The organism is Pseudomonas sp. REB1044 (assembly GCF_038813925.1).
Lineage (GTDB): Bacteria > Pseudomonadota > Gammaproteobacteria > Pseudomonadales > Pseudomonadaceae > Aquipseudomonas > Aquipseudomonas boreofloridensis.
Genome location: NZ_CP046139.1, coordinates 4,266,240 through 4,286,116, shown reverse-complemented (window position 1 = coordinate 4,286,116; position 19,877 = coordinate 4,266,240). Strand labels below are relative to the sequence as shown.

Annotated in this window: 17 protein-coding genes; 3 read left to right on the top strand and 14 right to left on the bottom strand. The window is 62.8% G+C overall.

The annotated features are described in order from the left end of the window. Positions 1-8: 8 nt before the first annotated feature. Positions 9-722, bottom strand: coding sequence for an ABC transporter permease (locus GKC70_RS19550; protein ID WP_342649638.1), 714 nt, complete (start codon positions 720-722; stop codon positions 9-11). Positions 723-1,070: 348 nt separating this feature from the next. Here GKC70_RS19550 and GKC70_RS19545 point away from each other — a divergent pair, with 348 nt between their 5' ends. After that, the gene (locus tag GKC70_RS19545; RefSeq protein ID WP_342649637.1) at positions 1,071-1,199 is read left to right on the top strand and encodes a hypothetical protein; all 129 of its coding nucleotides are present in this window, start codon (positions 1,071-1,073) and stop codon (positions 1,197-1,199) included. 114 nt (positions 1,200-1,313) lie between these two features. Continuing rightward, on the top strand, positions 1,314-2,897 hold the full coding sequence (locus tag GKC70_RS19540) for a peptide chain release factor 3 (RefSeq protein WP_039575533.1): 1,584 nt from the start codon (positions 1,314-1,316) through the stop codon (positions 2,895-2,897). A 215-nt stretch (positions 2,898-3,112) separates the two neighbouring features. On the opposite strand, the gene GKC70_RS19535 is transcribed toward GKC70_RS19540, so the two are convergent. The 4 genes from GKC70_RS19535 to GKC70_RS19520 all read right to left on the bottom strand — a co-directional run bounded on the left by GKC70_RS19535 (position 3,113) and on the right by GKC70_RS19520 (position 6,921). Next, positions 3,113-4,192: a polyamine ABC transporter substrate-binding protein gene (locus GKC70_RS19535; RefSeq protein ID WP_304483790.1), complete on the bottom strand. Its 1,080-nt coding sequence runs from the start codon at positions 4,190-4,192 to the stop codon at positions 3,113-3,115. A 56-nt stretch (positions 4,193-4,248) separates the two neighbouring features. Then, the gene (locus tag GKC70_RS19530; protein ID WP_029613627.1) at positions 4,249-4,590 is read right to left on the bottom strand and encodes a cupin domain-containing protein; all 342 of its coding nucleotides are present in this window, start codon (positions 4,588-4,590) and stop codon (positions 4,249-4,251) included. Between the two features lie 33 nt (positions 4,591-4,623). Next, positions 4,624-6,030 carry an FAD-dependent oxidoreductase gene (locus GKC70_RS19525; protein WP_342649636.1) on the bottom strand — a complete coding sequence of 469 codons (1,407 nt, stop codon included), beginning with the start codon at positions 6,028-6,030 and terminating at the stop codon, positions 4,624-4,626. A gap of 66 nt (positions 6,031-6,096) precedes the next feature. Then, positions 6,097-6,921: a helix-turn-helix domain-containing protein gene (locus GKC70_RS19520; protein ID WP_342649635.1), complete on the bottom strand. Its 825-nt coding sequence runs from the start codon at positions 6,919-6,921 to the stop codon at positions 6,097-6,099. A gap of 228 nt (positions 6,922-7,149) precedes the next feature. Here GKC70_RS19520 and GKC70_RS19515 point away from each other — a divergent pair, with 228 nt between their 5' ends. Continuing rightward, a complete protein-coding gene (locus GKC70_RS19515) occupies positions 7,150-8,085 on the top strand; it encodes a hypothetical protein (RefSeq protein ID WP_342649634.1) in 936 nt (311 codons plus the stop codon). Positions 8,086-8,369: 284 nt separating this feature from the next. Here GKC70_RS19515 and GKC70_RS19510 read toward each other — a convergent pair whose 3' ends face one another. The 9 genes from GKC70_RS19510 to GKC70_RS19470 all read right to left on the bottom strand — a co-directional run bounded on the left by GKC70_RS19510 (position 8,370) and on the right by GKC70_RS19470 (position 19,663). Further along, positions 8,370-9,200: an MBL fold metallo-hydrolase gene (locus GKC70_RS19510; protein ID WP_342649633.1), complete on the bottom strand. Its 831-nt coding sequence runs from the start codon at positions 9,198-9,200 to the stop codon at positions 8,370-8,372. 306 nt (positions 9,201-9,506) lie between these two features. Beyond that, complete coding sequence (locus GKC70_RS19505; protein ID WP_342649632.1) at positions 9,507-10,292, bottom strand: alpha/beta hydrolase; 786 nt, start codon at positions 10,290-10,292, stop codon at positions 9,507-9,509. A gap of 664 nt (positions 10,293-10,956) precedes the next feature. Then, positions 10,957-11,925: a peptide ABC transporter ATP-binding protein gene (locus GKC70_RS19500; RefSeq protein WP_342649631.1), complete on the bottom strand. Its 969-nt coding sequence runs from the start codon at positions 11,923-11,925 to the stop codon at positions 10,957-10,959. Continuing rightward, positions 11,925-12,893: an ABC transporter ATP-binding protein gene (locus GKC70_RS19495; protein ID WP_116887616.1), complete on the bottom strand. Its 969-nt coding sequence runs from the start codon at positions 12,891-12,893 to the stop codon at positions 11,925-11,927. Before GKC70_RS19495 ends, GKC70_RS19500 begins: the two co-directional genes overlap by 1 nt. A gap of 10 nt (positions 12,894-12,903) precedes the next feature. Then, positions 12,904-13,830, bottom strand: coding sequence for an ABC transporter permease subunit (locus GKC70_RS19490; protein ID WP_342649630.1), 927 nt, complete (start codon positions 13,828-13,830; stop codon positions 12,904-12,906). Positions 13,831-13,840: 10 nt separating this feature from the next. Next, the gene (locus GKC70_RS19485) at positions 13,841-14,851 is read right to left on the bottom strand and encodes an ABC transporter permease subunit (RefSeq protein ID WP_342649629.1); all 1,011 of its coding nucleotides are present in this window, start codon (positions 14,849-14,851) and stop codon (positions 13,841-13,843) included. 73 nt (positions 14,852-14,924) lie between these two features. Continuing rightward, positions 14,925-16,520, bottom strand: a complete 1,596-nt coding sequence (locus GKC70_RS19480; RefSeq protein WP_342649628.1) for an ABC transporter substrate-binding protein — start codon at positions 16,518-16,520, stop codon at positions 14,925-14,927. A gap of 68 nt (positions 16,521-16,588) precedes the next feature. After that, on the bottom strand, positions 16,589-17,971 hold the full coding sequence (locus tag GKC70_RS19475) for an OprD family porin (RefSeq protein ID WP_342649627.1): 1,383 nt from the start codon (positions 17,969-17,971) through the stop codon (positions 16,589-16,591). Positions 17,972-18,118: 147 nt separating this feature from the next. Then, positions 18,119-19,663 carry an ABC transporter substrate-binding protein gene (locus tag GKC70_RS19470; RefSeq protein WP_342651553.1) on the bottom strand — a complete coding sequence of 515 codons (1,545 nt, stop codon included), beginning with the start codon at positions 19,661-19,663 and terminating at the stop codon, positions 18,119-18,121. Between the last annotated feature and the right edge of the window lie 214 nt (positions 19,664-19,877).

Sequence of the window (19,877 nt, the reverse complement as noted above, 5' to 3'; positions counted from 1 at the left end):
GCCTCTTCTTAATGGGCCAGGCCGCGTTCCAGCCAGCGTTTGCTGGAGGCACTCACCAGCGCGTCGAGCAGCAGTGCCAGCAAGGCCGTGCAGGCCGCGCCGAGCAGTAGCTGTGGCTGATTGTTCAGGGCGATGCCGGGGAAGATCAGGCTGCCCAGGCTGTTGGCGCCGATCAGGAAGGCCAGTGGCGCGGTGCCGACATTGAGCGCCAGGGCCACGCGTACGCCGCCGACGATGATCGGCACGGCGTTGGGCAACTCGACCTGCCACAGTTGCTGGCGTGGGGTCATACCGATGCCGGTGGCGGCTTCCTTGAGCGAGGCGGGGACGTTCTTGAGGCCTTCGTAGGTGTTGCGCACGATCGGCAGGAGGGAGGCGAGGAACAGGGCGAAGATCGCAGGGCCTGCGCCGATGCCCAGAACGCTGAGGGCGATGGCCAGTACGGCCAGGGGAGGGATGGTGTTGCCAATATTGAAGAACTGCATGAAGCGCTCGGCTTTGTCGACCCGGTGCGGTCGACTCAAGGCAATGCCGGCGGGGATGCCCACGGCCAGTGCCGCCGCCATCGAAGCCAGCACCAACACCAGGTGCGCTTGCAGGTAGAACGTCAGATCGTCGCGATAACGCGCGATTGTGTCGAGGCCGATCCAGTGGATCAGCAGGGCCAGGATGACGAGCACGGCGGCCCATCCCAACAGCCCAGTTCCGTAGCGTTTTGCCACAGGTGGACTCCTTTTTTGTCGTCGGCGAGCACACTTCTTCTTGGCCGACCCGAGCGGGTGGCGGTGGTGTGTTCGCGAGTAGCAGCGCGGCGCCTGCCAAGCAGGGCGTTCACGCCATGAGTCGAGCCCCGTCAGGCTCGTGGATGCTGGTGTAACCAGCCCTGGAACCGAAGCGGGTTGCAGGGGAGTGGACGTCTCCGAGGGGACAAAGGTTCCCATGGGTGGAGGCGTTTGGCCAGTGTTCATCACTGGTCTAGTCGATTTTTCCTTCAGGAGAACAGTGGATTTCCTGCTGAAAGGCGTTGATTTACCTGCTGTCGGGCAACGAGTTGCAGCGGCAGTCTCTCCATGCTGATCGCTACCCTGCGCGCCTATCTGGAAGCCATGGGCGGCAGGCTGGAGTTGGTCGCACATCTGCCGGGGCGCGCGCCAGTTACGATCGACGGGTTGGCGGGCGATTGGGCGTCACGCCTTTGATCTCTTAGCGATACGGGACCATTCCAGCGACCTGCGGCCGAGCGCACTTTGGTCTGGCGTGCGACTTCAGGTATGATATCGCCCCTTTTTCGATCCCCATTCAGGCGATTTCCCATGACCCATCAGGCCGCCGAAGTCGCGAAGCGCCGCACTTTCGCAATCATTTCCCACCCCGACGCCGGTAAGACCACCATCACCGAGAAGCTGTTGTTGATGGGCAAGGCCATTTCCGTCGCCGGTACCGTGAAGTCGCGCAAGTCCGACCGCCACGCCACCTCCGACTGGATGGAAATGGAGAAGCAGCGCGGCATCTCTATCACCACCTCGGTGATGCAGTTCCCGTACCGCGAGCACATGGTCAACCTGCTCGACACCCCCGGCCACGAAGACTTCTCCGAAGACACCTACCGCACCCTGACGGCGGTGGACTCGGCGCTGATGGTGCTCGACGGTGGTAAGGGCGTCGAGCCGCGGACCATCGCCCTGATGGACGTCTGCCGTCTGCGCGACACGCCCATCGTCAGCTTCATCAACAAACTCGATCGCGACATCCGCGATCCGATCGAACTGCTCGACGAGATCGAGGCCGTGCTGAAGATCAAGGCGGCGCCCATCACCTGGCCGATTGGCTGCTACCGCGATTTCAAAGGCGTGTATCACCTGACCGGCGACTACATCGTGGTCTACACCCCCGGGCACGGTCATGAGCGCACCGAGGCCAAGATCATCGAGAAGCTGGACTCGGACGAAGCCCGCGCCCACCTGGGCGATCAGTACGATTCGTTCGTGGAGCAACTGGAGCTGGTGCAGGGCGCCTGCCACGAGTTCAACCAGGACGAGTTCATCAACGGCCAACTCACCCCGGTGTTCTTCGGCACCGCGCTGGGTAACTTTGGCGTCGATCACGTGCTCGACGCCGTGGTCGACTGGGCGCCACGTCCACTGGCACGGGTCGCCCACGAGCGCACCGTGGAGCCGGTGGAGGAGAAGTTCACCGGCTTCGTGTTCAAGATCCAGGCGAACATGGACCCCAAGCACCGCGACCGTATCGCGTTCATGCGCATTTGCTCGGGCAAGTACGAGAAGGGCATGAAGATGCGTCATGTGCGTCTGGGCAAGGATTTGCGCATCGGCGATGCACTGACCTTCTTCTCCTCCGAGCGCGAGCAACTGGAAGAAGCCTACGCCGGCGACATCATCGGTCTGCACAACCACGGCACCATCCAGATCGGCGACACCTTCAGTGAGGGTGAGGTGCTCGGTTTCACCGGCATTCCGCACTTCGCGCCGGAACTGTTCCGTCGTGTGCGCCTGAAAGATCCGCTGAAGTCCAAGCAACTGCGTCAGGGCCTGCAGCAGTTGGCCGAAGAGGGCGCGACCCAGGTGTTCTTCCCCGAGCGCAGCAACGACATCATTCTGGGCGCCGTGGGTGTGCTGCAGTTCGATGTGGTCGCCAGCCGCCTGAAGGAGGAATACAAGGTGGAGTGCGCCTATGAGCCGATCACCGTGTGGTCGGCCCGCTGGATCGCCTGCGACGACAAGAAGAAGCTCGAGGAATTCCAGAACAAGGCCGTGGAAAACCTGGCCATCGACGGTGGCGGCCACCTGACCTACCTGGCGCCCACCCGAGTCAATCTGGCGCTGATGGAAGAGCGCTGGCCAGACATCCAGTTCCGCGCTACGCGTGAGCACCACTGAGTCGCCGGGGCCGTAGGCCCCGGCGACTCAGAGCAACAAGCGGCAAACAAAAAGCTGCAAGCGGCAAGCTCCAAGCGGCAAGAGAAAAGCAGATCGCGTAGGGCTCTTGCTCTTGCTCTTGCTCTTGCTCTTGCTCTTGCTCTTGCTTGCAGCTTGCAGCTTGCAGCTTGCCGCTTGCCGCTTGCCGCTTGCCGCTTGCAACTAGCGGCAAGCCGCTAGTTGCCTGCCTTTACGCTGGTCCAGATGCGGGTGCGCAGGCGATCGATCTTGGCGGGCATCGCTTCCAGGGCGAACAGTTTGTTCATCACATCGTCGCTGGGGTAGATCATGGTGTTGTGCTTGAGCGCCGGATCGACCAAGGCGTCGGCCTTGGCATTGCCGTTGGCGTACTGCACGTAGTTACTGATGTTGGCCATCACCTCAGGCTCGAGCAGATAGTTCATGTAGGCGTAGCCGGCCTTCTCGTCCGGGGCGTCGGCAGGCATGGCGACCATGTCGAACCACAGCGGCGCACCTTCCTTCGGGATCGAATAGCCCACCTTGACCCCATTCTTCGCTTCCTCGGCGCGGTTCTTGGCCTGCAATACATCGCCCGAGAAACCCACCACCACGCACACATCGCCATTGGCCAGGTCGCCTGTGTACTTGGACGAATGGAAGTAACTGATGTACGGACGAGCCTTCATCAGCAGCGCCTTGGCTTTCTCGTAATCCTCGGGTTTCTGGCTGTGGTGCGGCAGGCCCAGGTAGTTCAGGGCGATGGGCAGCAGTTCCGGACCATTGTCCAGCACCGCCACGCCGCAGCTCTTGAGCTTGCTCAGGTACTCGGGCTTGAAGATCAGGTCCCAGGAATCCACCGGCGCGTCGGCGCCCAGCGCGGCCTTGACCTTGTCGATGTTGTAACCGATGCCAGTGCTGCCCCACAGATAGGGGAAACCATACTGGTTACCCGGATCGTTCACCTCGAGCACCTTGAGCAGGCGCGGGTCGAGGTTCTGCCAGTTCGGCAACTGGCTTTTGTCGAGCTTCTTCAGCGCCTTGCCCTGGATCTGCCGCGCCATGAAGTGGTTGGAGGGAAACACCACGTCGTAACCGGAGTTGCCGGTCATCAGCTTGCCATCGAGGGTCTCGTTGCTGTCGTAGACGTCGTAGGTGGGGGCGATGCCGGTGGCCTTCTGGAAATTCTTCAGCGTGTCGGGCGCGACGTAGCTCGACCAGTTGTAGATCTTCACCGAGTCGGCGGCGCTGGCCACGCCGGCCGCCAGTATCAGGGGAGCGATGAGAAGTGTGCGCATGTCCGGTTTACCTTGCTGAGTTTGTTGTTGTCGAGGAGCGGCAGGCGATCAGCGGATCAGAAAATCAACACATAGGTCTTGCGCACGGTTTCCTGGATGTCCCAGGTACCAGTGCTGTTGGCCGGTAGCATCAGGGCGTCTCCGGCTTCGATGAGCAGCGGCTCGCCGCCGTCTGGCGTGAAGGTGCAGCGACCCTTGATGAAGTGGCAGAACTCCTGTTGCACGATCTGCCGGCGCCAGCGGCCTGGGGTGCATTCCCAGATGCCGGTTTCGACGCCGTCGCTGCGCTCGACGCAGGTCACCGAGGTCACGGCAACGGGTTCGCCAAGGGGCACGGCGACCGGGTTGGAAGTCTCCAGGACGGCGCGTTCTGTGTCTTTGAACTGGGTGATGCTCATGACGGCGGATTCTCGTGTGGGAGTGGGTGAAACTCAGTGCATGAAACCTTCCATGAAGTCGGCCAGGCCACTGGCCAGGTTGCGTCGCCAGGCCGGGCTGGCCGGGTCGGCGAGAACGCGGTCTTCATGGACGAAACTGCGAATGATGGCGTTGTAGCCCAGCCAGCGGCAGGGCTCGGGCGGCCAACTGGCCAGGCTCGACAGCGGCCGGTTGTCGTGCACCCAGGGCTGGGCGGTCAGCACGTTCTGCTGGCCGAGGATCAAGGCGGCCAGCGTGCGTCCGCCGAGATTGGTGGCGCCGACGCCTTCGCCGCCATAGCCGCCCGATAGCGCCAGGCCGCGTTGACGGTCACACAGCATATGCGGGCGGAAACGCCGCGCCATGCCCAGGTTGCCGCCCCAGGAGTGGGTGATGCGCACGTGCTTCAGGTGCGGGAACAGTTCGCCGAACAGGTAGCGGCGCAGCTCGATTTCGGCGTCGGTGAGATTGAAGTCTTCGCGCAGGCGACCGCCGAAGCGGTAGCCGCCGCGAGCGCCGAATACCAGGCGGTTGTCGAGGGTGCGCTGGCCGTAGGTGACCTGACGGCTGCCTTCGCTGAAGGCCTGGCCCTGGCTGAGGCCGATCTGCTCCCAGGCGGAGTCGGGCAGCGGCTCAGTGGCCACCAGCAGACTCTGCACGGGCAGTTGATGCCGCCCCAGCGGTGGCAAGCTGGCTGCGTAGCCTTCCACCGCAGGCACCACCCACTGGCAGCGCACCTTGGCCTGGGCGCAACGCACCTCGCCACTCTGCCAATCGAGGGCCGGGGTGTTTTCGTAGATCGCCACGCCCAGGCCCTCCACCACCCGTGCCAGGCCCCGCACCAGCTTGGCCGGCTGAATGGTCGCCACATGCGGGCTGAAGATTGCGCCGTAGGCATTGCTGACCCGCAGTTGTCCGGCCAGTGCCTCGGGTGTGAGCCAGCGGTAGTCGTCCTCGTTCATGCCTTGGCGGTACAGATCGTCCAGGTAGGCACGCAGGCTACGCTCCTGCTCCGGGTAACGGGCCGCGCAGTAGATGACCCCACCCTTGCGGTAATCGCAGTCGATGCCTTCGCGCTGCAACATACGCTGCACTTCGTCGGGAATGTCGTGCAGCAGGTCGATGCTGTCGCGGCGCTGTAGCGGTGACAGTGTGGCGAGCAGGCGATCCTCACCCAGCAGGTTGCCCATCAGCCAACCGCCGTTACGACCGGATGCACCGAAACCGGCCGTGTGGGCTTCAAGGATGGCGATGCGCAGGTGCGGGGCCTGGCGCTTGAGGTAATAGGCTGTCCACAGCCCGGTGTAGCCGGCGCCGATGATGCATACGTCGACATCGATGTCGTGGGCGAGGGACGGTCGCGCGTCCAGCGGCTCGTCGAGCTGGTCCATCCACAGGCTGATCGTGCGCCAGGCTTGCATCGAGTACGGCTCCCGGAAAAAAGGTTGGGTTGTGCTCGATGCTAGTGGCAGGTCCGCTCCACTGTCTTACGTGCGTGCACGCAGAGAAATCTGCTTCACGTACGCCTTGGGAGACAGGCCGGTCTGTTCGCGAAAGCATTTGTAGAAGGCCGAGAGCGAGTTGAAGCCGGCACTGAACGCCAGTTCGTCGACCGGCGTCTGGAGGTCGGTATCGCTGAGCTGAGCCAGCAGGTGCTGGAGCCGCGCCTGATTGACGTAGCGATAGAAGCTCTGTCCCAGCACCTGATTGAACAGGTAGGAGATCTGGTTACGGCTGTAGCCACTGTGCTGTGCGACCTGTTGCAGGTTGAGCTGCGGATCCAGATACGGCCGGCGCTGCTGGAAGTAGTGCTCCAGATCCTGCGCCATGGTGCTCAACTGACGCGGCGACAAACCGAGCCGGCTAGTGGCCGGACGCGTCCGCCCACCGTTGCCCACGCGCGCGTCCTGGCGCACCAGCGTGGCATATTCGTTGACCTGCCAGATCAGCCCGTCGCGCACGGTGATCGCTTCGCTGGACTGAAAGGCCACCAGCCCCTCACCGCCCTGGACCGTCACCTGGTATTGGATGAACGCCGTGCAGCCATCGACGCGAATGCGGTCGCTGTGAACGATATCTTCGCCCTGCTGGTGGGGCAGGCAGGCGGCCACGTACTCGCGCAGTTCGGCGTAGCCGAGCACGCGGTTCTGGAAGAAGTCGTGGTAACGCACCTGCGGGTGGTAGAGCGCCATCACTCCGTCCAGGTCGCGATGCTTCCAGCACAGGTGGTAGCGCAAGACGATCTGCGCAGTCAGCGGAGTCTGTTCGGGGCCGTCTATCAGCGTGGGCGCGGTCATGGCGCGATAGTGCATCGTCGCAGTTCGACGGGCAAGCCCGGTGGCCGGGCTTGAGCGCATGGCACTGCATAACGCCCACCTGTTTTATCGGACTTCGGGCGTTTCGCACGATCCTAAGATTCGTCGATTCTGCAAGTCGTTGATTTATGACGAGGTTATTTTTTGGCACATCTGGCACGGGCAGTGCACCGACCCTCGTGCAAACCAACGGAAGTTTTGCTCACCTTCATAAGGCGCCGAATCATGATAACCACTGCCGATCTGCCAACCGCTGTCTCCGAGGCCCCGAATCGCTCGGGCGTTTCCTGGGCCGCCATCTTCGCCGGTGCCGCTGCTGCGGCTGCCTTGTCACTGATCCTCATCATTCTGGGCGCAGGCCTGGGCTTCGCGGCCTCCTCGCCGTGGGCGAACGAGGGGGCCAGCGCCAAGGCATTGGGCATTTCCACCATCGTCTGGCTGCTGATCACTCAGATCCTGGCCTCTGGCCTGGGTGGCTACATGGCCGGTCGTCTACGCGTGAAGTGGGCCAACTTGCATGGTGACGAAGTGTATTTCCGCGACACGGCGCATGGGTTCCTGTCCTGGGCTGTCGCGACCCTGGTCACTGCCGTGCTGGTGGTGTCCTCGGCAGGCGGTCTGGCCAGTGCGGGCGCGTCGGCCGGTGCCGCCGCTGCTTCGGGCGCCGTGGCCAGCGTGTCGATGAGCGATGACAAGAGCAAGCCGTCCGGCGCCGCCGACCCGATGGGCTACTACGTCGATCGGTTGTTCCGCAGCGAAGGCCCGGTGGGTGTGAGCGAAGATGCTGCCAACGGCGTCGCCAGCCGCATCCTGCTGCGCGGCCTGGCTGCCGACAATGGCATGTCCGCCGAAGATCGTACCTACTTGGCGCAGATGGTTGCCCAGCGCACTCGTCTGACCCAGGCCGAAGCGCAATCGCGCGTCGAGCAGGTCTATGAGGAAGCGCGTCAGGATGCCGCCCAGGCCAAGCAGGCCGCTCAGCAAGCTGCCGACACTGCAGCCAAAGTAGCCGCCTGGACCGCCATCTGGACCTTCATCTCCCTGCTGTGTGGCGCCTTCTTCGCCAGCTTCGCCGCGTTGTTCGGCGGTCGTCTGCGTGACCGCGCACGCTGGATCGAAGAAGACCGCCACGTTCACGCCTCGACCACCGTCGTGCGCTAATCCGCATTCACTACTGGAGAACTCATCATGCGCTCGATTCTGCTCTGGATGCTCGGCGTCCCAATTCCAGTGATCATCTTGATCGCTATCTTCATGCACTGATGTAACCAATGGAGCTGCAAAAGCAGATCCATCGTGTTTCAAACGCATGCTGGGGGCGTTCATGTCAATGAATGCCCCACGCCTGTCCTCTCAGACGCTGGTACCGATGAGCGAATGTCCATTCCCGCGTCATCTGCATCTTCCGACTCAGTCCGGGTGTGCCCCATCATCGCTCTGAACTGCTATTTCTCGATGGGCTTCCAGATGTAGTTGCCATCGTGAGTTTCGACCTTGCCAATACCTGGGAAGTCAATATGGGCGTCCGCTACCCAATAGCCTGCCTTGGGAGCCATCTCCAAGGCGGCTTTTCGGGTTTTCACTGCTTGGCTTGGAGTGGTGTCGTAAATGACGGTGACTTCAGGCTCAGGAAATTGCACGGGTTCTACATGGATAACATCACCCCAGAAGAGTAGTTGGTCGCCCTGCGCTCCGATCTTGAAACCGGTGTGCCCCGGCGTATGGCCTCGCAGATCCACAGCCTCGATTCCCGGCATGACGTTGTCCCCCCACTTGAATGTGGAAACACGGCCAGCGTCCTGGTAAGGCTTCAAGTAGTGTTTGACAGCAGAGAATGCGCTGGGCTTGTCCTCTTTGCCCAAGGCAGCGGATGCGTCCGACATCCAGTAGGTCAACTCCTGATCGTTGACTTTCACTACGGCGTTCTTGAATGCCCGCTGCTCTCCATTCAGAAGGCCGCCAATATGATCTGCATGCAGATGAGTCATTAACACCACATCAATCTGCTCGGGTGTGTAACCGGCGACCCTCAGACTGTCCTGCAAATGGCCCGCCGTTTTGCCGGTGAGCGTACCGCCGCCCGTATCCACGAGTATCTTTTTGTCACCCGTATCCACCAGATAAACGTTGACGGATATTCCGGCATCTTTATCCAGATTTGCTTCTTTCAGTAGCGCAGTGATCCGCTTTCCATCACCGCCTTCCAGAATCTTCATCATGTCCGCTGGTAAATAACCGTCATTTAAAGCGACCACTTTCAGTTTGCCGACGTGCATGGTGTAACTCGCAGGAGCTGCTGGAGGTGTGGCAGCAGACACCCCTCCCGAGAGGGAAAGTATAAAGACGAGGGGCCAAAGTGCAGCCTTGTTAAAAGTTGGGTATCTCATTGTCTTGCTCCTAAAGATCAAAGGACAGCCTGTCTCGCCCTGTGTAGTTGACGATCCAAGTTCGAGCCTTATCAAAGTGCGAATGTAGGCTGACGATTGCAGAGGTTTTTTTCTGCTGCTGAGTTGCTTGAAAAACACGTGAGCCGGCGTGGTTTCGCTGAGGCTGGTCAGCACCCACTCATGACTGAAGCACTCTCAGCCACGCCAGGATTCCAGAAAATCGAGCAGCAGTTTATTGACGGTCTCTGGCTGCTCTTCTTGTGGGAGGTGACCACACTGTTCAATGGCGTGTGTCTGAAGGTCGTCGGCCATTTCCGCCCATACCTTTTTCATGTCGAACAGCTTGCCAACCGCATGAAAATCCGCCCCCCATAGCGACATCACCGGGCAACTGATTTTCACGTCGGCGTCGGCCAAGTCCTGCTCAACATCCTGGGCGTTCGCACGATAGTCTGCCATGGCACCACGCACTGCCCCTGGCGCCTGGTAAGCACGCACGTAGGTGTCAAACGCTTCACCACTGATGCACGATGGATCGTACGTCCAGTCCGAGAAAAAGTGCCTGAGCCAGACCGCCTCGCGCCCACTGATGAGCGTCTCCGGTAGATCGGGTACGAGGTGGAACAAGAAGAACCAGTACGCCTTGGCGATTGAGGCGTTGAGATCGCGTGCCACGATGCGTGTCGGCACGTTATCCATGACCACCAAACGGTCAATCAAATCAGGATAATCCTTGGCGAACCGAGTGGCGACACGTGCGCCGCGGTCATGACCCACCAAGGCGACTTTCGGAATGTCGAGTGCATGAAGCAATGCTCGAATGTCGAGCGCCATGTTTCGCTTGTCATAGCCGGAGGCTGGTTTATCTGTCTCTCCATAACCTCGAAGGTCAGGCGCAATCACACGAAAATGTTTGGACAGGGCGGGAATCTGGTATCGCCAGGCGTAATGGGTTTCCGGAAACCCGTGAAGCAGAACCACGGGGCGCCTTCGCCCTCTTCCACAACGAACTGCCGTATGCCGTTTGCATGAACTGTGTAGCCTTTCATCATCATACCTTTAGGGGGCGGGAGGCGGGCTTTGCGGGCAGGCCTTCTTGTAACGTAAAGACGCGACATTGTCGGCCAGATGCGCAACTGCGAGACTTCGGATGAGTACATACATTGATGAACTGCCGACCAGTCATGACTGTTTCATCTTGAAGAGCGTATTGAAGATGTTTCCAGAAGGAAAGTATTGAAAAACCAAACTGTAGATTCGTTTTATCTCAACCACGCTCTCGTTCGACTTACGCAAAACCCAGCGTCTGGATCGAGACGCCATAGTTATGCCAGTGCTTCTCCAGGCATTCTTCAATGCGGCGTCATCGGTGTAAGCTTTTTTGGCTCAAGATAGAGACTGCTCCCAACACCTCAGCATCGAGCACATGGCCTGGACTGAGGTGGTCGGAGCGTTATCGAGGGGCGGTGAGATTCGCATCGGCCTGTTGGCCGTCTCTGAGTTATCGAAGTCCTGAACGTTCTGTTCGACAATGATCGCAGCACTGGCGGCGATCCGGGGGCGCTTGTCTTTCGTCAGGAGTCGTCACTGGGCAGCGTACTCTACGGCTGCTTTTCGCAGCGAGGGCCGCCCAGTTTTCCAACCGTTAGAGAAACTGTTCCGCATAATGGCAGGCCACCTGCCTGGTGCTGACGTGCCTGAACGCCGGCACCTCCTTGGCACACCGCTCCGTCGCATACGGACAGCGTTTGTGAAACGCGCAGCCATCCGGCGGATTCAGCGGATTGGGCAACTCGCCGGCGATGCGAATCTTCGGTTTGAGCGGATCGGGATGAATCGCCGGCGTCGCCGACAGCAGTGCCTGGGTATAGGGATGCAGGGGTTTGTCGTAGATATCGGCCTTCGGTCCCATCTCCGCCGGTCGCCCCAGGTACATCACCAGCACCTGATCGGCCACGTGCCGCACCACCGCCAGGTTGTGCGAAATGAACACATAGGCGGTGTTGAACTCCTGCTGCAGGTCCATGAACAGGTTCAGCACCTGCGCCTGGATCGACACGTCCAGCGCCGACGTGGGCTCGTCCGCCACCAACACCTTGGGTTGCAGCATCATCGCCCGGGCCAGGGCGATGCGCTGGCGCTGGCCGCCAGAGAACATGTGCGGGTAGCGTTGATAATGCTCGGGGCGCAGCCCCACCTGCTGCATCATCTGCTGCACCCGCTCGCGGCGCTCGGCGCGGCTGAGGGAGGTGTTGATCAACAGCGGCTCGGCCAACTGGTCGCCGATCTTCTGCCGAGGGTTGAGCGAGGCATAGGGGCTCTGGAAGACCATTTGCACGTCCCGGCGCAATTGCCGGCGCTGGGCCTTGTTGGCGCCGGCGACTTCGGTGCCGGCGATCTGCAGCGAGCCGGAGGACGGCTCTTCGATCAGGGTCAGGGCGCGCGCCAGGGTGGACTTGCCGCACCCGGACTCGCCGACCACGGCCAGCGTCTTGCCAGCCTCCAGTTCGAACGATACGCCATTGAGCGCACGCACCAGGGCATGGCCTTTGAACAGGCCACGGGACACTTCGTAATGACGGGTCAGTTCACGGGCAGACAGCACGACGCTCATCACGCCACCTCCTGGTTCAGCGGATAGAAGCAACGTGCCAGGCTGTGGGCCTGGGGATCGAGGGCCGGACGCTGGGCCCGGCAATTGTCACGCACGTAAGGGCAGCGCGGCGACAGCAGGCAGCCCTGCGGCCGGTCGTAGCGACCGGGCACGATGCCCGGCAGCGTCGCCAGGCGCTCGGCGCCCAGGCTGTGCTCGGGAATCGCCGCCAGCAGCGCTTCGCTGTAGGGGTGGGCGGGCAGGTCGAACAGTTCCGGCACCTGACCTACCTCCACCGCTTGGCCGGCGTACATCACGCAGACGCGCTTGGCGGTCTCGGCGACCACCGCCAGGTCGTGGGTGATCAGAATCAGCGCCATGTTGCGCTCGCGCTGCAGGTTGACCAGCAGTTCCATGATCTGCGCCTGGATGGTCACATCCAGCGCGGTGGTCGGTTCGTCGGCGATCAGCAGCTTGGGCTCGCCGGCAATCGCCATGGCGATCGCCACGCGCTGGCTCATGCCGCCGGAGAGTTGGTGCGGGTAAGCGTCCAGGCGGCTTTCGGGCGCCGGAATCTCGACCTTCTGCAACAGCTCCAGGGCGCGCTGGCGGGCCGCTTTGCCCTTCAGGCCCAGGTGCTGGCGCAGCACTTCTTCGATCTGGTAGCCCACGGTGTAGCTGGGATTCAGTGCGGTCATCGGGTCCTGGAAGACCATGGCGATGTCCTTGCCCACCACCTTGCGCCGCTGCCGGGCGCTGAGCCTGAGCATGTCGGTGCCGTCGAAGGTGAGCGAGTCGGCGGTGATGCGGCCGGGCGCTTCGATCAGCCCCATCAGGGCCATCATGGTCACCGACTTGCCCGAGCCGGACTCGCCGACGATGGCGAGAATCTCGCCGGCATCCACCACCAGGTCCAGGCCGTCGACCACGGGGACGGCATCGGCGTCGCCGAAGCGCACGTTGAGGTTGTTGATCTGCAACAGTGACATGGCGTTCTCCTCAGGTGGCGTTCTTGAGTTTCGGGTCCAGCGCATCGCGCAGGCCGTCGCCCATCAGGTTGATTGCCAAGACGCTGAGCAGGATCGTCAGGCCGGGCAGGCTCACCACCCACCAGGCGCGCTCGATGTAGTCGCGCGCCGACGCCAGCATGGTCCCCCATTCCGGCGTAGGCGGTTGTACGCCCAGGCCGAGGAAGCCCAGGGCCGCCGCGTCGAGGATCGCCGAGGAGAAGCTCAGGGTCGCCTGCACGATCAGCGGCGCCATGCAGTTGGGCAGCACGGTGACGAACATCAGGCGCGGCAGGCTGGCGCCGGCCAGGCGCGCGGCGGTGACGTAGTCGCGGTTCAGCTCACCCATCACGGCGGCGCGGGTCAGGCGCACGTAGGACGGCAGCGAGACCACGGCGATGGCGATCACGGTGTTGATCAGGCCAGGGCCGAGGATGGCGACGATCGCCACGGCCAGCAGCAGCGATGGCAGCGCCAGCATCACGTCCATCAGGCGCATGATCGAAGGCCCAAGAAGACGCGGGAAGAAGCCGGCGAACAGGCCCAGCAGGATGCCTGGAATCAGCGACATCACCACCGACGACAGGCCGATCAGCAGCGACAGCCTGGCGCCCTGGATCAGCCGCGAGAGCAGGTCGCGTCCCAACTCGTCGGTGCCCAGCACGAACTGCCAGGTGCCGCCTTCGAGCCACACCGGCGGCGTCAGCAGGAAGTCGCGGTACTGCTCGCTGGGATTGTGCGGCGCGACCCAGGGGGCGAACAGCGCGCAGAACACGATCAGGCACATGAAGGCCAGGCCTGCCACTGCGCCTTTGTTGCGCGAGAAGGCTTGCCAGAACTCCTTGTAGGGGGAGGGGTAGAGTGCGCTGTGGTCGGCGGCGGTAGCCGGCGTCGCAGCGTCGGAAATCGGATGAGACATGACGAGGTCCTCAGCGCTGATGACGGATACGGGGGTTGGCCAGGCCGTAGAGGATGTCCACCACGAAGTTGACCAGGATCACCAGGCAGGCGATGAGCAGGATACCGTTCTGCACCACGGGGTAGTCGCGGGCGCCGATGGCTTCGATCAGCCATTTGCCGATGCCCGGCCAGGAGAAGATGGTCTCGGTGAGCACCGCTCCAGCCAGCAAGGTGCCGACCTGCAGGCCGAACACGGTCAGCACCGGGATCAGCGCGTTGCGCAGGCCGTGGATGAACACCACGCGGGACGGCGACAGGCCCTTGGCGCGGGCGGTGCGGATGTAGTCCTCGCGCAGCACTTCGAGCATCGAAGAGCGGGTCATGCGCGCGATCACCGCCAGCGGGATGGTGCCGAGCACGATGGACGGCAGGATCAGGTGCATCAGCGCGTCCTTGAACGCACCTTCTTCATCGCTGAGCAGGGTGTCGATGAGCATGAAGCCGGTCTTCGGCTCGATGTCGTAGAGCAGGTCGATGCGCCCGGATACCGGTGTCCAGCCCAGGCTCACGGAGAAGAACATGATCAGGATCAGGCCCCACCAGAAGATCGGCATGGAGTAGCCGGCCAGGGAAATGCCCATCACCCCATGGTCGAACAGCGAGCCGCGCTTGAGCGCGGCGATCACCCCGGCGAGCAGGCCGAACACACCGGCGAACAGCAGGGCGCACACGGCCAGTTCGAGCGTGGCGGGGAACAGCGTGGTGAACTCGTTCCACACGCTCTCGCGGGTGCGCAGCGATTCGCCCAGGTCACCCTGGGCGAGCTTGCCGATGTAGTCCAGGTACTGGGCAGGCAGCGGCTTGTTCAGGCCCAGGCGCTCCATGGCCTGGGCGTGCATCTCGGGGTCGACCCTGCGCTCGCCCATCATCACTTCCACCGGGTCGCCGGGGATCAGGCGTATGAGCGCGAAGGTCAGCAAGGTGATACCGAAAAAGGTCGGAATCAGCAGACCCAGGCGCCGGGCAATAAAACTCAACATCGTCGGAGGTACCTCATCGGGCCGGTCAAGGCGGCCGCCGGCTGCGCGAGCAGGTCGGCGGCGGTCGTTTCTTCTACTTCACCTGGGTGGTGGCGAAGTTGTTATTGGTCAGGGGACTGATGACATAGCCCTCCACGTTCTGGCGCAGGGCCGTGAACATCTTCGGGTGGGCCATGGCGATCCACGGCAGGTCGGCATCGTACACCGCCAGGGCCTGGCGATAGAGCGCTGCACGCTGCTCATTGTCGATGATCAGACGGGCTTGGGTGATCAGTTCCTGGAACTTAGGGTTGCACCAGCGCGCATAGTTCTCTCCGCTCTTGGCCGCCTCGCAACTGAGCATGGGGCCGAGGAAGTTGTCCGGGTCGCCGTTGTCGCCGGCCCAGCCGGCGGACACCAGGTCCGCTTCGCCTTTTTTCGCGCGGCGCAGCATCTCGGCCCACTCCATCACGCGGATGTCGAGCTTCAGGCCGATGCTGGCCAGGTCCGCCTGGAGCATTTCCGCCGACAGGCGCGGGTTGGGGTTGGTCGGCCCGCCGCCGTTGCGGGTGAACAGGGTGAAGGTGGTGCCTTCGGGCACGCCGGCTTCCTTGAGCAAGGCGCGGGCCTTGTCCAGGTCGCGGGGCGGATTGCGGTTGTCGGTGTTGTAGCCGATCAGGGTCGGCGGGTAAGGATTGACCGCCACCAGCGCATTGCCCTTGCCGAACAGTTGATCGACATGGGTCTGGCGGTCGAAGGCGATGTTGATCGCCTGGCGCACGCGTACGTCGTTCAGGTACTTGTGCTCGGTATTGAGGGCGATGTAGCCGGTCACCAGGGCTTCGATCTCGGCCACTTTCAGCCTGGAATCGGTCTTGATGCCGGGTACGTCGTCAGGTTTGGGGTACAGGGCGATCTGACACTCGTTGGCGCGCAGTTTTTGCAGGCGCACGTTGTTGTCGGTGGCGATGGCGAACACCAGGGTTTCGCTCGGCGGTTTGCCGCGGAAGTAGTCCGGGTTGGCCTTGTAGCGGACCTGGGCGTCCTTGTTGTAGCGCTGGAAGACGAACGGGCCGGTGCCGATCGGCTTGCTGTTGAGCTCGCCGGTCTTGCCGGCCTTGAGCAGTTGGTCGCCGTACTCGGCCGAGTAGATCGAGGTGAAGGCCATGGCCATGTCGCGCAGGAATGGCGCTTCGGGACGGGTGAGGGTGATGACCACGGTGTGGTCGTCGGTCTTGGTCACCGACTTGAGCAGGTCCTTGAAGGCCATGCTCTCGAAATAGGGGTAGCCGACGCTGGTCTTGTCGTGCCACGGGTGCGCGGGATCGAGCTGGCGGTTCAGGCTCCAGAGCACGTCGTCGGCATTGAATTCACGGGTAGGGGTGAAATAGTCGGTGGTGTGGAACTTCACGCCCTGGCGCAGGTGGAAGGTGTAGGTCAGGCCGTCGTCACTGATCTCCCAGCGTTCGGCCAGGGCCGGTTCGATATCGGTGGTGCCGGGCTTGAAATCGACCAGGCGGTTGAACACCGTCTCGGCCGAGGCGTCGGCGGTGACCGCCGTGGTGTACTGGACGATGTCGAACCCTTCCGGGCTCGCCTCGGTGCACACCACCAGCGGCTTGGCCGCGAGCTGACCGGCGGCGCCGAGAATGATCGCTGCCAGGGCAGCGCGTAGCGGTAGCGAATGCATGGAACCTCCCTGCGTATGTCTTCAGCGTAGACCCCATGGCCCCGCGGGTCCGGGGCATGGGGTGCGGTTCAGAGAATGTTGAATGGAATGGTGGTCACCACGCGGAACTCGTCCAGGCTGCCGTCGGCCTGGGCTTGGCTCGCCCGGTGCGCGGTGTAGGTGGCGCGGATGCTGGTGTCCTTCAGCGGGCCGCTCTGCACCGCGTAGCTGGTACCGAAGCCCCACTCGTAGTGGGTTTCGCCGTCCATGCCGCGCACGTCATAGGCGGTGCCACGGTAGTGGGTGCCGTCGATGCCCCAGCCGCGCGCGTTGTACAGGTTGAATTTCAAGCCCGGCACGCCGTATTGCGCCATGTTCAGCACATAGGCGATCTGCAGCGATTTCTCGTTCGGGCCGTTGAAGTCCGACAGCAGCGAGTTGGCCAGGTAGATGCCGTTGGTTTCGTGCAGGTAGTCGAAGTACTCGTTGCCGTTGACCTGCTGCCAGGACGCGGTCAGGGTGTGGGCCTGGTGGGTGAGGCCGAGCGACAGGCTGTAGGTGTCGTTGTCGATCTCGCCCATTTTCTTGCTGCCGGTGTCCACCGTCTTGTAGTAGTTCAGGCCGGTGTTCAGGCTCAGCACCGAACTGTCGCCCAGCACGTGGCTGGCGCCGAAGTAATACTGGTTCCAGAAGTCGTCCACGCGCGTGGCGTACAGGCTGGTGGTCAGGCTCTTGAACGGCTGGTAGCTCAGGCCCGCGGTGCTGGCGCGGTCGGTTTCCACGCCCAGGGCGCCGTATTCGCTGCGGAACTTGCTCAGGCTCTGTTCGGTACGCGGCGAGACGCGGTCGAAGGTGCCCAGGTCGAAGGTCAGGTTGTCGAACTCGGCGCTGTGCAGGGCCACGCCCTGGAAGCTGGAGGGCAGGGCGCGGTTGCCGATGTAGGCGATCATCGGCGTGTCCAGTGACTGGCGGCCAACGGTCAGGGTGGTGTTGGAGATACGCGCCTTGACGTTGGCCAGGCTCGCCTTGCTCCACTGGTCGACCGGATCGCCGTCGCTGTGGGTCAGGGTGCGGTTGTTCGGCCCGGCGATGGATTCGCGGTCGCGCAGCAGGGCGACGGCGTTGTAGGCCGCCACTTCGGTGGCGAAGCCGATGGTGCCCTGGGTGAAGCCGGAGCTGTAGTTGAGGATGGTGCCCTGCACCCAGTTCTCGCGGCTGTGGGTGTCGTGGCGGGTGCCGTCGCTCTTGTAGTAGCGCCACAGCGGGCCGCGCGCGGCGTGTTCGCGTGCGTACCAGTTGCGCGTGCTGCCGCTCAGGCTCTGGCCTTCGAAGAAGCCGGTGGCCTGCGCCTGGTCGCTGGCGGACTTGAGCGTGATGGGCATGTAGTCCTGGCTGGCGGGTTCGGCCTGGGCGAAGGCGCAGAAGGCGCCGACGGACAAGGCCAGTGCAGTGGTTCTGGTTCGTATCGACATGAAAGCTCCCTTTCTCTTTTCTAGTTATCAGCCGGCCTCAGGGGCCAGTGTTGTCACGGTGTTGCGGGTATCTGCCTGGGGTCGCCGGGCAAATTCGGGCTGCACGGGTTCGCGGACGTGCGTGGCACGCCCGGATCCGTGATGGCGTCAATCGATGCCGACGTCGGAGAAGACGTTGCGGCCGAAGGGGCTGACCTTGAAGTCCTTGACGCGCAGGCTCAGCGGCTGGTTGACCGTGGAATGCGCCACGGGCGTGATCGGCACCTGGGCCTTGAGGCGGCGCTGGGCCTGCTGGTACAGCTCGGTGCGCTGGGCGCGGTCGGTGACCTGCTTGGCTTTCTTGACCAGCGCGTCGTAGGGCTGGTCGCACCACTGCGAGTAGTTGTTGCTGCCGATGGCGTCGCAACTGAACAGGGTGCCGAGCCAGTTGTCCGGATCGCCGTTGTCGCCGGTCCAGCCGATCAGGGCGATGTCGTGTTCGCCATTCTTCATGCGCTTGAGGTACTCGCCCCATTCGTAGCTGACGATGCGGACCTTGAAACCAAGCGCGCCCCAGTCGGCCTGGAGCATCTGCGCCATGAGCTTGGCGTTGGGGTTGTAGGGGCGTTGTACCGGCATGGCCCACAGGGTGATTTCGGTCCCCGGCTTGACCCCGGCCTGCTCCAGCAGTTGCTTGGCCTTGGCCGGATCGAAGGGGGCGTCCTTGATGCTGCTGTCGTAGGACCACTGGGTGGGCGGCATGGCGTTGACGGCCGCTTGGCCAGCGTCCTGGTACACCGCATCGATGATCGCCGCCTTGTTCACCGCCATGTCCAGTGCCTGGCGGACTTCCAGTCGGTCGAAGGGTGGGTGCTTGATGTTGTAGGCGATGTAGCCGAGGTTGAAGCCCGGTTGCGAGAGCACTTTCAGCTTGGCGTCCTGCTTGAGCGCCGGCAGGTCGGCCGGGCGGGGGTGCAGGGTGATCTGGCATTCGCCGCGGCGCAGTTTCTGGATGCGCACGGACGGGTCGATGTTGATCGAGAACACCAGGTTGTCCAGCTTGACCCGGTCCGGCGCCCAGTAGTCCTTGTTGCCCTTGTAGCGAATCTGCGCATCCTTCTGGTAGCGCTGGAACACGAACGGGCCGGTGCCGATGGGTTGCTGGTTGATGTCGCTGGCCTTGCCGCTGGCCAGCAGGTGGTCGGCGTATTCGGCGGACAGGATCGAGGCGAAGGCCATGGCGATGTTCTGGATGAACGCCGCATCGACCGTGTTCAGGGTGAACACCACGGTCATCGGGTCGCGCTTCTCGACCTTGGCGATGTTCTTGTCCAGGCCCATGCTGACAAAGTAGGGGAACTCGGTGGGGTAGGCCTTACGGAACGGATGATCGCGGTCGAGCATGCGCTGGAAGGTGAACAGCACGTCATCGGCGTTGAAGTCGCGGGTTGGTGTGAACGCCTTGTTGCTGTGGAACTTGACCCCGGGGCGCAGGTGGAAGGTGTAGGTCAGGCCGTCGTCGGATACCTGCCAGTCGGTGGCCAGGCCCGGCTGCACGGCGGTGCCTCCGCGCTCGAACTCCACCAGGCGGTTGTAGATCGGCTCGGCGGCATCGTTGTCGGTGGCCGAGGTGAACTGCGCGGTGTCGAAGCCCGCCGGACTGCCTTCGGAGCAGAACACCAGGTTGCTGGCGGCGGCGCTGACCTGGCTCATCAGGCCCAGGCCCAGTGCGGCGCCCAGCAGTGTGGTACGGCGTAGGGCAATCCTTTTGCTCATCGGTACATCCTCATCAGTGCGTTGCCGTGCGCCGGACGTGCGGCAACAGAATTCCGTTCCTGGCCCTCGCGGTAGCAGGAAAACGAATCACGGGTGTGGTATCGCTGACGGTGCGGTGTGGCTTCAGGCAGATGGCCGGGCGTGGCCGTCG

Bases quoted from the DNA above. Each gene is read 5' to 3' on its own strand.
- GKC70_RS19545 (WP_342649637.1), top strand. From the start codon at position 1,071: ATGCTGATCGCTACCCTGCGCGCCTATCTGGAAGCCATGGGCGGCAGG.
- GKC70_RS19540 (WP_039575533.1), top strand. From the start codon at position 1,314: ATGACCCATCAGGCCGCCGAAGTCGCGAAGCGCCGCACTTTCGCAATC.
- GKC70_RS19535 (WP_304483790.1), bottom strand. From the start codon at position 4,192: ATGCGCACACTTCTCATCGCTCCCCTGATACTGGCGGCCGGCGTGGCC.
- GKC70_RS19530 (WP_029613627.1), bottom strand. From the start codon at position 4,590: ATGAGCATCACCCAGTTCAAAGACACAGAACGCGCCGTCCTGGAGACT.
- GKC70_RS19525 (WP_342649636.1), bottom strand. From the start codon at position 6,030: ATGCAAGCCTGGCGCACGATCAGCCTGTGGATGGACCAGCTCGACGAG.
- GKC70_RS19520 (WP_342649635.1), bottom strand. From the start codon at position 6,921: ATGCACTATCGCGCCATGACCGCGCCCACGCTGATAGACGGCCCCGAA.
- GKC70_RS19515 (WP_342649634.1), top strand. From the start codon at position 7,150: ATGATAACCACTGCCGATCTGCCAACCGCTGTCTCCGAGGCCCCGAAT.
- GKC70_RS19510 (WP_342649633.1), bottom strand. From the start codon at position 9,200: ATGCACGTCGGCAAACTGAAAGTGGTCGCTTTAAATGACGGTTATTTA.
- GKC70_RS19500 (WP_342649631.1), bottom strand. From the start codon at position 11,925: ATGAGCGTCGTGCTGTCTGCCCGTGAACTGACCCGTCATTACGAAGTG.
- GKC70_RS19495 (WP_116887616.1), bottom strand. From the start codon at position 12,893: ATGTCACTGTTGCAGATCAACAACCTCAACGTGCGCTTCGGCGACGCC.
- GKC70_RS19490 (WP_342649630.1), bottom strand. From the start codon at position 13,830: ATGTCTCATCCGATTTCCGACGCTGCGACGCCGGCTACCGCCGCCGAC.
- GKC70_RS19485 (WP_342649629.1), bottom strand. From the start codon at position 14,851: ATGTTGAGTTTTATTGCCCGGCGCCTGGGTCTGCTGATTCCGACCTTT.
- GKC70_RS19480 (WP_342649628.1), bottom strand. From the start codon at position 16,520: ATGCATTCGCTACCGCTACGCGCTGCCCTGGCAGCGATCATTCTCGGC.
- GKC70_RS19475 (WP_342649627.1), bottom strand. From the start codon at position 17,971: ATGTCGATACGAACCAGAACCACTGCACTGGCCTTGTCCGTCGGCGCC.
- GKC70_RS19470 (WP_342651553.1), bottom strand. From the start codon at position 19,663: ATGAGCCAGGTCAGCGCCGCCGCCAGCAACCTGGTGTTCTGCTCCGAA.